Annotated in this window: 12 protein-coding genes; 9 read left to right on the top strand and 3 right to left on the bottom strand. The window is 72.4% G+C overall.

Annotated elements, in window-relative coordinates; all coding sequences use genetic code 11:
* Positions 1–4: 4 nt before the first annotated feature.
* Positions 5–526 (bottom strand): hypothetical protein, encoded by a 522-nt coding sequence (locus IO36_RS28625; RefSeq protein ID WP_245173521.1) that lies wholly within the window; start codon positions 524–526, stop codon positions 5–7.
* Positions 527–722: 196 nt separating this feature from the next.
* Between IO36_RS28625 and IO36_RS28620 the strand changes: the two genes are divergently transcribed.
* Positions 723–1,919, top strand: coding sequence for a winged helix DNA-binding domain-containing protein (locus tag IO36_RS28620; RefSeq protein ID WP_037623952.1), 1,197 nt, complete (start codon positions 723–725; stop codon positions 1,917–1,919).
* 135 nt (positions 1,920–2,054) lie between these two features.
* Here IO36_RS28620 and IO36_RS28615 read toward each other — a convergent pair whose 3' ends face one another.
* Positions 2,055–2,363: a hypothetical protein gene (locus IO36_RS28615; RefSeq protein WP_037623950.1), complete on the bottom strand. Its 309-nt coding sequence runs from the start codon at positions 2,361–2,363 to the stop codon at positions 2,055–2,057.
* Between the two features lie 164 nt (positions 2,364–2,527).
* On the opposite strand from IO36_RS28615, the gene IO36_RS28610 reads away from it, so the two are divergent.
* The 6 genes from IO36_RS28610 (at position 2,528) to IO36_RS28585 (ending at position 9,212) form a co-directional block, all read left to right on the top strand.
* Positions 2,528–2,887: an arsenate reductase family protein gene (locus IO36_RS28610; RefSeq protein ID WP_037623949.1), complete on the top strand. Its 360-nt coding sequence runs from the start codon at positions 2,528–2,530 to the stop codon at positions 2,885–2,887.
* Positions 2,888–3,011: 124 nt separating this feature from the next.
* A complete protein-coding gene (locus IO36_RS28605; RefSeq protein WP_037623948.1) occupies positions 3,012–3,689 on the top strand; it encodes an RlpA-like double-psi beta-barrel domain-containing protein in 678 nt (225 codons plus the stop codon).
* A gap of 431 nt (positions 3,690–4,120) precedes the next feature.
* Positions 4,121–5,149 (top strand): glutamine synthetase, encoded by a 1,029-nt coding sequence (glnII, locus tag IO36_RS28600; RefSeq protein WP_037623947.1) that lies wholly within the window; start codon positions 4,121–4,123, stop codon positions 5,147–5,149.
* Positions 5,150–5,608: 459 nt separating this feature from the next.
* The gene (locus IO36_RS28595; RefSeq protein WP_037623945.1) at positions 5,609–6,211 is read left to right on the top strand and encodes a winged helix-turn-helix domain-containing protein; all 603 of its coding nucleotides are present in this window, start codon (positions 5,609–5,611) and stop codon (positions 6,209–6,211) included.
* 112 nt (positions 6,212–6,323) lie between these two features.
* Entirely contained in the window at positions 6,324–7,328 is a 1,005-nt protein-coding gene (locus IO36_RS28590; RefSeq protein ID WP_245173520.1) for an SDR family oxidoreductase, read from the top strand.
* A gap of 321 nt (positions 7,329–7,649) precedes the next feature.
* The gene (locus tag IO36_RS28585; RefSeq protein ID WP_037623943.1) at positions 7,650–9,212 is read left to right on the top strand and encodes a DUF1996 domain-containing protein; all 1,563 of its coding nucleotides are present in this window, start codon (positions 7,650–7,652) and stop codon (positions 9,210–9,212) included.
* Between the two features lie 134 nt (positions 9,213–9,346).
* On the opposite strand, the gene IO36_RS28580 is transcribed toward IO36_RS28585, so the two are convergent.
* Complete coding sequence (locus IO36_RS28580) at positions 9,347–9,784, bottom strand: hypothetical protein (protein WP_037623942.1); 438 nt, start codon at positions 9,782–9,784, stop codon at positions 9,347–9,349.
* Positions 9,785–9,940: 156 nt separating this feature from the next.
* Here IO36_RS28580 and IO36_RS28575 point away from each other — a divergent pair, with 156 nt between their 5' ends.
* Entirely contained in the window at positions 9,941–10,450 is a 510-nt protein-coding gene (locus tag IO36_RS28575; protein ID WP_387708748.1) for a tetratricopeptide repeat protein, read from the top strand.
* 50 nt (positions 10,451–10,500) lie between these two features.
* A complete protein-coding gene (locus tag IO36_RS28570) occupies positions 10,501–12,429 on the top strand; it encodes a hypothetical protein (protein ID WP_037623940.1) in 1,929 nt (642 codons plus the stop codon).
* The last annotated feature ends 51 nt before the right edge of the window (positions 12,430–12,480 follow it).

Here is a 12,480-nt window from a genome sequence, read left to right as displayed (position 1 = left end):
GCCGTCAGTGCCTCGCGGCGCGGGCGACGTCGGTCTTGACGTCACCGGTGAGGGAACGGTTGCTGCGGGCGGTGGCGTCCTTGGAGCCGCCTCCCGCGACGTCGTCGACCGTCACGACCGTCGTGTCCAGGAGGTTGCCGCTCTGGTCGCGGAAGTCGACCTGAACGACGTACGACTTCGCCGAGGAGGTCGGGTTGGTGGCGGTGACCTTGACCGTGGCGCGCCCGTCGGAGTCGGGGCTCGCGGCCCCGGCGGTCTTCACCTCGCTCTTGGCGTCCACGCCACCCTTGAACTCGTCGAACCTCCGGCCGGCCTCGGCGGTCGCGGAGGCAACGGCGTCACCGGCCCGGGTGGCGGCCTCCGACACGGCGGACGCCGCCTTCGACGCCGCGGAGGCGGCCTTCGAGGCAGTGCCGGAGGGGGTGCTGTCGTCGGAGCAGGCGGCCAGCTGGGTGGCCAGGGCCACCACCACGGACGCGGCCAGGATCAGTCGGACCGGTCCTCGTATGCCGTCCCTCTGATGCATCGTCTCTCCCCACGTGGTCCTGGTTCGCCTCCGGGATCCCGCTTCCTCGCGGTGGCCCCCAGTCAAGGCCGCGCGGGGGGCCGCCGCATGCCCGGCTGCTGCCAACGGGTGAACCCCGCCCCGTGACGGGCGGGCGTCCGCGAGGATGGGGAGCACGGATCGGGGAGCGCGCAGGGCACGGCGAGGGGAAGACGACGTGACGGGAAGGCCGCGGCACATCGGGCCCGAGGAGCGGCGGGCACGGCTCGGGCTGCGGCAGCGGCTCACGGCCCCGGCGCGGGCGGCGACCGCCGAGGAGGTGGCCGACTCGCTGGTCGCGTTGCACGGCACCGACCCGGCGACGGTGTACCTGGCGGTGGGCGCGCGGCTCGCGGACTCCGGGTCGACGGTGGAGCGGGTGGAGCGGGCCCTGTACGAGGACCGTTCCCTCGTACGGATGCACGGCATGCGGCACACGGTGTTCGTGTTCCCGGCCGCCCTGACGGCCGTCGTGCACGCCTCGACGGGACTCGACATCGCCGCGAAGGCTCGCACCGCCCTCGTCAAGGACATGATCGCCGGGAGCGACGGGCGGCTGACGGAGGCGTGGCTGGACGAGGTCGAGGCGTCGGCGCTCGCCGTGCTGGCCCGGCGCGGCGAGGCCACGGTCAACGAACTCACCGGGGAGGAGCCGCGGTTGAGGGAGCAGTTCGCCTACGCGCCCGGGAAGAGCTACGAGGGCGTGCACACGGTGTCGTCCCGGCTGATGCGGGTCCTCGGGGTCGAGGGCCGGGTCGTGCGGGGGCGTCCGCTCGGGTCGTGGACGTCGACGCAGTTCCGCTGGGCGGTCGCGCCGCCGCATCCCGAACTGCCGCCCGCCGAGGCCCGTTCGGCGCTGCTGGACCGCTGGCTGACGGCGTGCGGGCCCGCCACCGAGGCGGACCTGAAGTGGTGGACGGGATGGAAGGCCAAGGACCTGCGAGCGGCGCTGGCCGCGTGCGGGGCGGTGGCCGTGGCGCTCGACGACGGGCTCACCGGATATGTGGCGGCGGGCGACGAGGACCCCGTCGGCGGGCCGGAGGCACCCTGGGCGGCCCTGCTGCCCGCCCTCGACCCGACGCCCATGAGCTGGCAGGAGCGGGACTGGTACCTCGCTCCGTCGATGCGGCCCGCCCTCTTCGACCGCAGCGGCAACGTCGGTCCGACGGTGTGGTGGGACGGGCGGGTGGTCGGCGGCTGGGCGCAGCGGCCGGACGGCGAGATCGCCTGGCGGCTGCTGGACACCGAGGAGGTCGGCCGCGAGGCCCGGGCGGCGATCGGGGCGGAGGCGGACCGGCTGCGGGCCTGGGTCGGCGACACCCGGGTCACCCCGCGTTTCCGGACCCCGCTGGAGCGGGAGCTGTCGTCGGGGTGAGACCGGGCGGTGTCCCGGCGCCGGGAGACAGGACGGCGCCGGCACCCGGAGCGGTGCTGGCGCCGACACGACCGGGCCGGGGTGGCCCCGCCGCGAGGCGGAACCCCCGGCACCGGTCGACGGACGCTCGGTTCCTCAGCGCGCGTACCGCATCAGGGCCCGCACCATGTGGCACGTGCTGTCCGACGGCGGGTGCACCCCGATGAGGAGCGCGGTGCTGCGGATCTTCTCGTTGCGGGCCTGGTTCGGCACGTACACGCCGGAGTCGAGCAGGGCTATGGCGAGTCGCATGGCCTTGAGCCGGCGGTTGTGCGTGACGTACCAGTCACGCGGGCGCCCCGGCGGCAGCGGGCGCTTCTCCACGGGCTCGTAGGGCAGGACCGGCTGGACCGCTCTCCTGGACGTGGACCGGGTGGGCTGTGGCTTCAGTGCGGCAGCGGGCACGGGCATCCTCCTGTCGCGGTCAGGGCGTCGTCCGGACCCCCCGGCGACACCCTCGAACACTGCTTCTATTCTACCGCCAGGCACTGACAAAAGCCCCTGGCCAGGGGGCCTTTGGGGGTGCCGTGACGGCCGTTTCCGATGCGGTCTGCCGTAACGTGTGCGGCATGGAGATCTGGATCAATCCGGCCTGTTCGAAGTGCCGCAGCGCGATCAGCCTGCTCGACGCGGAGGGTGCCGAGTACACCGTCCGCCGCTATCTGGAGGACGTGCCCAGTACGGAGGAGATCCGCGCCGTCCTCGACCGTCTCGGCCTCGAACCGTGGGACATCACCCGGACCGGGGAGGCGGACGCGAAGGAGCTGGGGCTCAAGGACTGGGCGCGGGACGCCGGTTCACGGGAGCGGTGGATCACGGCGCTGTCCGAGCACCCGAAGCTGATCCAGCGGCCGATCATCACCGCGGACGACGGAACGGCGCTGGTGGGCCGCACGGAGGAGGCGGTGCGGGAGGCCCTGTCGCGGTAGCGGGCCGCCCGCTCCAACTCCCGTGTGATCCACGTTACTTAAGTGAATGCCGTAACCGTTGAGTAACTCCGTTCGGCATCTCGTACATAGCGACGTACCGCTCCCCCACTCTCTGGAGGCGCGCATGTCGCGTAGGAGAACTCTCAGCACCAAGAAGAAGATCGCTCTGCTCGTCAGTGCGGCGACCGTGGCCGGCGGCGGGGCCTTCGCCCTGGCCGCCACCTCGAACGCGGCGTCCGTGCAGACCGCTCAGACCTCGGTCGCGTGTCAGGGCCTGGCCACCGCGCTCGGCAACAACCTGAACTTCATCGCGGACCAGAAGGCCCACCCCGACTCCCAGTCGGCGGCCAGAATCGCGAACCGTGAAGCGGTCGTCGCGCAGATCAAGGTTCAGCAGCAGGCCTCGGGCTGCGCTGTCGGGGAGTCGGCTCAGGGCTCCCAGACCGGCCAGCAGGCCGCCACGCAGCCCGCGCAGTCCGCTCCGGCCCAGGCCGCCCCCGCGGCCCCGGCGCAGAGCGCCCCCGCGAACAACGCGGGTGGCGGCGCCGCCACCGGCCAGCAGGTCTGCAACGGCTCGACCGTCACGCTCTCCGGCGAGGGCGGCGCACCGGCCGCGTCCAGCAACCAGTTCCCGGCCGGAACGAAACTGAAGGTCACCAACCTGGACAACAACAAGTCCACGACCGTTCAGGTCACGTCGGTCTCCGGAAGCTGCGTGCTGCTGAACAACGCGGCCTTCGAGCAGGTCCGCGAGCCGGGCAAGTTCCTGATCCGCCGGGCCCGCATCGAGAAGGTGGGATAACGGACAGAAAGGACCGGAAGCCCTGCCGTCACCGACCCGTCCCGGGGCCGGGGACGGCAGGGCTTCCGGCTGTGCCGGCCCGCACGGGGGCGGACACCCGGTCCCCCGGTGCGTACGGGCACCACCGGGACGGATCGCCCCCGCGGTCTTCACACCGATCGCATACGAGCGGCCCCGCGCGGGCTCACCGCGGCGCCGCGGGACGGCCGGGCGGACGATCGCAGCCGCGAACGGCCAAGGGCCGGCGTGGGCGGCGGCGCGGGGCGTGTGACACCGGGCACATAGGGCCCAGGTAACACGGGGTTCACATTCGGGCAATGCTCGGGAAATCGCTGGTTGACAGGCTTCCGGTCATCCCCGGCGGCGCCCCAGTGCCGCAGCGCCGCAGCACCCGCAAGTGCGATCAAGACCCACCCCGAAGGATGTGGCCCGTGAGCTTCAAGGCTGAGTACATCTGGATCGACGGCACCGAGCCGACGGCCAAGCTCCGTTCCAAGACGAAGATCCTGGCCGACGACGCCAAGGGTGCGGAACTGCCGATCTGGGGCTTCGACGGCTCCTCGACGAACCAGGCCGAGGGGCACTCCTCGGACCGTGTGCTCAAGCCCGTGGCCAGCTACCCGGACCCGATCCGCGGCGGCGACGACATCCTCGTCCTGTGCGAGGTCCTCAACATCGACATGACGCCGCACGAGTCCAACACCCGTGCCGCGCTGGCCGAGGTCGCCGGGCGCTTCGCCGCCCAGGAGTCGATCTTCGGCATCGAGCAGGAGTACACCTTCTTCAAGGGCTCGCGCCCGCTCGGCTTCCCCGAGGGCGGCTTCCCGGCCGCTCAGGGCGGCTACTACTGCGGTGTCGGCGCCGACGAGATCTTCGGCCGTGACGTCGTCGAGGCGCACCTGGACAACTGCCTCAAGGCGGGTCTCGGCATCTCCGGCATCAACGCCGAGGTCATGCCCGGCCAGTGGGAGTTCCAGGTCGGCCCGCTGTCGCCGCTCGAGGTCTCGGACCAGCTGTGGGTGGCCCGCTGGCTGCTCTACCGCACCGCCGAGGACTTCGACATCTCCGCGACGCTGGACCCGAAGCCGGTGAAGGGCGACTGGAACGGCGCGGGCGCGCACACCAACTTCTCCACCAAGGCGATGCGCGAGGGCTACGACGCGATCATCACCGCGTGCGAGTCGCTCGGCGAGGGCTCGAAGCCGATGGACCACGTCAAGAACTACGGCGCCGGCATCGACGACCGCCTGACGGGTCTGCACGAGACCGCCCCGTGGAACGAGTACAGCTACGGCGTCTCCGACCGCGGTGCCTCGGTCCGCATCCCGTGGCAGGTCGAGAAGGACGGCAAGGGCTACATCGAGGACCGCCGCCCCAACGCGAACGTCGACCCGTACGTCGTGACGCGTCTGATCGTCGACACCTGCTGCACCGCCCTGGAGAAGGCCGGCCAGGTCTGATCCCGCGCAGCACTTCCGAGGGGGCGTCCACCGTCACGGTGGGCGCCCCCTCGTGCTGTCCGCGGACCCGTGACCGGCGTCGGAGGGCCCGGTCGAAGGCCCTGTCAGGAGCCCGGTCGCGGCAGGCGGATCCGTTCCGCGGCGACTTCCCGCCAAGGAGGCGTCCGAGCAGTGAGAGGAGGCTCCTGTTGCGGGGGCGTGTCTGCTTCAATGGGTGCATGGCCAACTTCCGGAAGTGCCTCGCGACGGGTCGCCATGACCTCGAGCCCTTCTGGCCTTCCCGTCAGCACCACGACTTCGACCGGGTGTGTTGTCGCGCGACGAACGCGCGGGCCCTCTAAAGCCGTACACCCCGGCCTTCGGCCAGCGCGCACGACGTACGTCCTCGACCGCCCCGACCACGAACTCGCGGCCGTCGAACCTCCCGACGAACTTCTCGCGCGAAAGAGCTGACCTCTCATGGCGACCACCCGTTCCTTCTCCTCCGTCGCGACCTCCCCGTCCCCCGCTCCCCCGGCCGCCCCGGCGCGGCACCGGCTGCGCGCAGTCGACCGGGACGAGGTCGCGGACGTTGCCACCTTCCTTCCGCCGGGCGCCACCTGGCTGCCCGCCCCGCAGAACGCGCTGCCCGTCCTGCCGGGACAGCCGCCGATGATCGGCTACCTGGTCCTGGTGCCGGCGGACCAGCAGCCCCTGCTGCCGGCCGCCGTGACGGGCCCCGCCCCCGTCGGCGGCGCTCTCCCGGACGACGCGGGTGACGCTCCCGCCGACCCGCTCGTGCGCGTCGACCCGGTGCAGCGCACCGCCGAGGTCGACGGGCAGGCGCTGGACCTCACCTATCTGGAGTTCGAGCTGCTCGCGCATCTCGTCCGGCATCCGCACCGGGTGCACACCCGCGACCAGTTGGTGTCCACGGTGTGGGGCTACGGACACGTCGGCGACGGACGGACCGTCGACGTCCATGTCGCACGGCTGCGCCGCAAGCTCGGCAGCCGGCACCGGCAGACGATCCAGACGGTGCGCCGGGTGGGCTACAAGTACACGCCGCCGACCGGCCGTTGACCTTTCCGGCGGGCACTCCCGCCGTCTGCCCGGCCCGCCCGGCCGTACCCGCGGATCTCCTGTCGGCAGATTCGCGTTCCCCCGGGCGGCCCGGGCGGGCACAGTCGTCCCCATGACACGCAGACTTCTGATGCTGGGCGGTACGGAGTTCGTGGGGCGCGCGGTCGTGGAGGCGGCCCTCGCCCGGGGGTGGGACGTCACCCTCCTCCACCGCGGGAACCACGAACCCCCGCCCGGGGCACGGTCGTTGCTCGGCGACCGCACCTCGCCGGACGGGCTCGCGGCGCTCGCGGGCACCACGGACACCTGGGACGCCGTCGTCGACACCTGGTCGGCGGCCCCGCGGCCGGTGCGCGACGCGGCCCGCCTGCTGGCCGGACGGGTGGCCCGCCATGTGTACGTGTCGAGCTGCTCGGTGTACACCTGGCCCCGCGCCGCCGGGTACACCGAGGAGGCGCCGCTCGTGGAGGGCGCTTCGGCCGGCGCCGACGCGACGGAGTACGCCCTGGACAAGCGCGGCGGGGAACTCGCCGCCGTCGAGGCCTTCGGCGACGCGCGTTCGCTGCTCGTGCGGTGCGGGCTGATCCTCGGACCGTACGAGAACGTCGGACGGCTGCCCTGGTGGCTGGGGCGGATCGCGGCCGGGGGGCCGGTACTCGCCCCCGGACCCCGCGAACTGCCGCTCCAGTACGTCGACGTCCGGGACCTGGCGGAGTGGATCCTCGGCGCGGTGGAGGCGGAACACACGGGGGCGTACAACCTGGCCTCCGCCCCGGGGCACGCGACGATGGGCGCGCTGCTCGACGCCTGCGTCCGGGCCACCGGGTCGCGGGCCGAACTGCGCTGGACGGACCCGGAGACGGTGCTGGCCGCCGGGATCGACCCGTGGACGCAGCTTCCGGTGTGGGTCCCGCCCACCGGCGAACTGCACGACTCGGTGTACGCGCTCGGCGTCGGGCGGACGCTGCGGACGGGGCTGCGGTGCCGGCCGGTCGAGGAGACCGTCGAGGACACCTGGCACTGGCTCCGGTCGCTCGGCGGTGCCGCGCCCCGGCGCACCGACCGGCCGGCCGTCGGACTGGATCCCGCGGTGGAGGCGAAGGTCCTCGGCCTCTGAAATTCCGGCAATTTCCCCGGACCCGGGAGCACCACGACAATTGGACGATCACGAACTCGACTGCCTGGAAGGGCAGTTGAGTCCGTCCAGGCCCTGGCATCCACTGAACACAAGTCAAAAAAAGCGATCTCAAACCTGAATTCCGAGATCAACTCCCGGGAATTCGCGGGCTTCTGGGACCATTGTGACCGAATTGGTCTCACGGCTTTCTAAGATTCTTTCGAGACCCCTGAACACCTCGCGCACCTCCTGCGTATGGAATGGAGCCGCTTCACTCCTGTCGGGCGCCTCGCTGCCCCGCAAGGAAGTCAGAGGAGTTCCATGGGACGCAACATTCGAAAACGACGTTCGCCGATGGCCGTTCGCGCCGTTGCCGCGTCGGCAGCGCTCGCGATCGGTGGGGGTGGGCTGGTCTGGGCGAATTTCTACGCCTCGGCGCACGAGAGCAACTCGGGCCGTAACACCACCAAGGCCGCTCCGGCGCAGGTGGCCACCATCCAGTGTCCGGACGTCGGCCAGAAGCTGTCCAACGTCCCGAACCAGGCCCGTGGCCAGGTCGACGGGGAACTGGCGACGCTGGACCAGCAGATCACGGCTGCCTACCAGCGGCTCGCCACCACGCGTGACGCGCAGACGAGGGACGCGAGCTTCGTCCAGAACTCCATCCTCACGCCGCTGAAGCAGAACCGGCAGGTGATCATCGACCGGATCAAGCTGGAGATCAACCGCGTCGGCGGCAAGGCTCCGGGCTGGCTCGACGGTCTCTCCACCTGCACGGGCCAGCCTGCCGCCGGGCAGAACACCGGCGGACAGAACAACGGCGGGCAGAACAACGGCGGCGCCACCGCCGCTCCGTCCGCGAGCGCCCCGGCCGGCGGGAACGCGGGCGGCAACGCGGGCGCGGGTGCCTCCGCGAGCGCGAGCGCCCCGGCCGGCGGTGCCCAGGCGGGCAACGGCGGACAGGCCGGCAACGGTCCGGTCGCGGCCGACTTCGTCGACATCACCAAGGTCCAGCCGAACGTTCCCGCCAAGGCCCGGACCCAGGCCGGCGGTTCGTCCGGTACGTTCAGCAGCTCCTGCGGTGTCAACGCGAACAAGAAGTTCAACACGGACAACGTGATCGTGGCTCCCGGTGTCACCAACGGTGCGCACCACCTGCACGACTACGTCGGCAACCAGTCGAACGACGCCTTCGCCACCAACGACACCTTCGCGGCGGCCCAGACGTCGTGCTCCAACCAGGGCGACAAGTCGTCGTACTACTGGCCGGTCGTGCGTATCCAGAACGGCACGCAGGACTTCGACCAGAACAACCTGGGCGGCGGCAAGGAACTCAACGTCGGCGCGATCCAGCAGGTGAAGCAGGCGCAGATCAAGTTCGTCGGCAACGCGAAGAGCAAGGTCGTCGCGATGCCGAAGTTCCTGCGCATCATCACCGGTGACGCCAAGACCACGACCAACGGTCTGGCGAACGCCAACGCTCACTGGAGCTGCACCGGCTTCGAGAACAAGGTGCAGCTCACGCAGCAGTACCCGATCTGCCCGCGCGGCAGCACCGTGGTCCGCACCTTCGCCTTCCAGAGCTGCTGGGACGGTGTGAACGCCGACAGCGCGAACCACCGTACGCACGTGGCCTTCGCCGACGCCCAGGGCAACTGCGCCAACGGCTTCAAGGCGATCCCGCAGCTCACGATGCGCCTGGTCTACGGCTTCCGGGCCCCGACCCTCACCAACGGGCAGATCAAGAACGCCTACGCGGTGGACGGTTTCCCGGAGCAGCTCCACAAGGCCGCCACCGACCACGACGACTTCATCAACGTCTTCGACGAGAACCTGATGAACAAGATGGTCAACTGCATCAACAACGGTCAGCGTTGCAGGTAGGACCTTGAGACGGTTCAGGTGACACCCTGAGACGAAGGCCGGTGGCGGGATCTCCCGTCACCGGCCTTCTGTCGTGTCGTCCGCCCGGATCCTGCCCGCCCGGCCGCCGCGGCGACCGGGCCGGGACCCCGCGGTCAGCCGCTGTGGTGACCGGAGTGACCGGCCCCGTGCTGGGTCCCCTGCTCCAGGGTCCCGCCCAGCCGGCCGCGCAGCGTCGTGACCATCTTCTGCTCGCCGACGGCGACCCACTTCGCGCCCACGAGATAGAAGCCGCCGTAGTCCTTGGCCCCGTCGAGCCACTCGCGCTGGCCGCGGTCGGTGGCGAAGGTCGCCAGGATGAACTTGCCCGAGCCGATCTTGCAGACGCCCTGGCGGATCTCGTCCGCGTCGGTCTGGATGCTCGGCTTGCACTTCACCTCGGCCGCCAGCTCCTCCAGACTGCCGGTCGCCGTGGGCGGGACGGTCTGCTTCGCCGCCGCGTCCTTGCCGTCCGATCCGCCGCCGCAGCCGGTCAGGGCCACCAGGGCGGCCACGGCCGCCCCGGCCAGAAGCGTCCCGCGTGTCAACCTCATACGTTCCTCCGGTACCTGTCGGCGTCCACGCCGAGAAGAGCCCCGGCGAGGGCTCTGCCTTCGATACGGCTCCCGGCCGCCCGGCGCTCAATCGGCCCCCGGCGCGGACGGGGAACCCGGTACCGCCGGGGACACGGCTGTGCGAGGGTGGCACCCGTGAACGAAGACTGGGAAGAGCGTACGGCGGCGGCCTGGGCCGGCTTCGAGGACTACGCGGAGGAGCAGGCGGCGGACTTCCGGGCGGTGATCGACGCGCTGGTCGCCGAACTGCCCGCGGACAGCCCCCTCGGCCCCTTCGAGCAGGCCTGCGCCTGGGACTCGACGGGCCACTCCGACCGCGCCGTCCCCCTCTACCGCGAGGCACTGTCCCGCGGCCTGAGCGGGTACAAGGGCCGCCGGGCGAAGATCCAGCTGTCCAGTTCGCTGCGGAACGTCGGCCAGGCGGACGAGGGCGTCAAGCTGCTCACCCCCGAACTGGTCGCCCCCTCGGACGAACTGGACGACGCGGTACGGGCCACCCTGGCCCTGTGCCTCGCCGATCTCGGCCGTGAACGCGAGGGCCTGGCCCTGGTGATCGGCGCGCTGGCCCCTCATCTGCCGCGCTACCAGCGGTCGATGGCGAACTACGCGCGCCTTCTCGTGGAGCCCGGGGAGTCCGCGGACTGAGCGCCGCGCGGGGCCGGTGACCATCCACCGGTTCGCTCGTTCTGCTGAACGTGCAGTCACAGGATGTAGCCCCGCGCCCCGCACCCTCCTCCGGAGCTGTCGTCGACGTCGAGCAGGCCGAGGCCGCGCTCGTCGAGCACTACCCGCGGCTGGTCCGGCTCGCCTATCTGATGCTTCCGCCGAGCCTCGGCCGCAACCGCAGGGTGCTGACCGCGCACGCCCTCACCCAGCGGGCCCTGCCGCGGGGCCGGGCGGCGGGCGACACGTCGGTGATCCCGGCCCAGCAGAGCGGCGGCGGCCGCGACGGGGACCCGGGCTACGCCTTCGTACGGCTCCAGGTGGTGCGCGCCGCGCTGGAGGCGGGGCTGCCGCTGCGGCGGTGGGCATGGCCCAAGCGGTCCCAGCTGCCCCCGCTGCTCCCCCAGGTGTGGGGCCTGCGGCTCTTCCCGCGCTCGGGCGGCGCCGACGAACTCGCCCTGGACCAGCGGCTGTCCGCACTCTCGGCCCCGGCCCGCGCCGCGTACGCGCTGCGCGGTCTGGAGCGGCTGGCCGACGCTCCGCTGCGCCGGGTGCTGACCGCCGCGGGGGTCGGGGACCCGGCCGCGGCGCTGAAGGAGGCCGCGGGCGTCGAGCCGCGGGACGCGCTGCTCCGCTCCCCCGAGTTCGACCCCTGCTCGCTCCAGGCCCGGCCGACCGATCTGCTGCGCCGCAGGCAGCACACCAAGGCCGCGCTCGCCGCCACCGCCGCCGTCGCGGTGTGCGGCGCGCTGCTCCTGCTGCCGGGCGACGGCTGGGGCCCGGACGGCGCCGCCGCCCCGTCCTACGCGCAGAACCCGGCCGCCGAGGCCGCGCTCGACCCGGCCCGGCTGGAGCGGGTGGCGCCCGCCGCCTGGGAGTCCGCCGCGCGCACCGACTTCTCCGTGTGGCCGGCCCGCGGCGGCCTCGCCGACGACACCGCGCTGCTGCGCCGCGCGCTCGCCGTCTGGGCCCGGCCGGGCGAGTCCGTCCAGGTCTCGGCGACCCCCGGCACTCCCTCCGGCGCCCCGCCGGGACCGCCCCAGCTGCTGTACGCGGGCGTCGTCGACCAGGCCCGCGTGGTGCTCCTCTACGACGGTCTGCGCATCGTGCGCTACGCCGAGCCGAAGGACGGCACCGGCGGCGCGGCCCTGGACTTCGCGCGGGTGGACGGGGCGAGCGGCGCCGAGGCGAGCGCGGTGGTGCTGGGCCGGGCCGACGGCAACGTCCGCTATCTGACCGCGCCCTGGGTGACCGGCGCGGCGGAGCGCGACCTGCTGAAGCCCTCGGCCGGGGCGATGGACCTCACGCTGTCCGCGGACGGCTCCACCTCCCCGCTGGCCGGGCCGCCGGCGACGGGCGCGTGCACGTCGTGGAACGTGCTCCAGGTCAAGGACGCCACGGGCACCCGACTGCTGACCGACCTCGGGGAACTGGTCCCGGCCCGTCTCACCGCGGGCCGGCCGGCCGCGCCCCGGGACACGGCGGGGGCGCAGGACCTGCGGGAGTGGGCGCCCTTCTCGTGCTCGCTGGCCACGCTGCGCTCGGGGGGCGTGCGAACCGTGAACGCCTGGGAGTACGCGCGCCAGCCGCTGCCCGACGGGAGCGGACCGGCGTCCTGGGTGTGCACCCGGGCCGACACCTGGCGGGGCGGCGGTACCCGGGTGCTGGCCCAGTTCCGCACCCCCGGCGGGACGTACGGGGCGGTCACCGCGAAGGCCGAGAACTCCCCCGCGTGCGGTTCCCGCGATCCGCACGTGCTGGCCGGTGTGCTGTGGAAGTCGGCCGGGGGCAACTGGTACCTCCTCGCGGCCGGCGGCAAGGACACGGCGTCGATCACCGCGACCGGCGGGGTGAGCGGTTCCGCGGCGGGCCCGCTGCTCACCGTGCGGGCGGAGCAGGGAGCGCGGGCCGAGCTGAAGGGGACCCTGGCGGACGGCCGGGACATCAGCGGGCTGCGCTGAGTTCCGGGGCCCCACGGCCCCGCCGGCGGAGTTGCTGACACTGATGTAAAC

This window comes from Streptomyces aureus (assembly GCF_000725495.1).
GTDB classification, from domain to species: Bacteria; Actinomycetota; Actinomycetes; order Streptomycetales; family Streptomycetaceae; genus Streptomyces; species Streptomyces aureus_B.
This window is presented reverse-complemented; position numbering and strand designations above follow the sequence as displayed.

What these genes read in the sequence shown, in the direction of transcription:
- IO36_RS28585 (WP_037623943.1), top strand. Translation starts at nt 7,650, where the DNA reads ATGGGACGCAACATTCGAAAACGACGTTCGCCGATGGCCGTTCGCGCC.
- IO36_RS28625 (WP_245173521.1), bottom strand. Translation starts at nt 526, where the DNA reads ATGCATCAGAGGGACGGCATACGAGGACCGGTCCGACTGATCCTGGCC.
- IO36_RS28605 (WP_037623948.1), top strand. Translation starts at nt 3,012, where the DNA reads ATGTCGCGTAGGAGAACTCTCAGCACCAAGAAGAAGATCGCTCTGCTC.
- IO36_RS28610 (WP_037623949.1), top strand. Translation starts at nt 2,528, where the DNA reads ATGGAGATCTGGATCAATCCGGCCTGTTCGAAGTGCCGCAGCGCGATC.
- IO36_RS28590 (WP_245173520.1), top strand. Translation starts at nt 6,324, where the DNA reads ATGACACGCAGACTTCTGATGCTGGGCGGTACGGAGTTCGTGGGGCGC.
- IO36_RS28580 (WP_037623942.1), bottom strand. Translation starts at nt 9,784, where the DNA reads ATGAGGTTGACACGCGGGACGCTTCTGGCCGGGGCGGCCGTGGCCGCC.
- IO36_RS28595 (WP_037623945.1), top strand. Translation starts at nt 5,609, where the DNA reads ATGGCGACCACCCGTTCCTTCTCCTCCGTCGCGACCTCCCCGTCCCCC.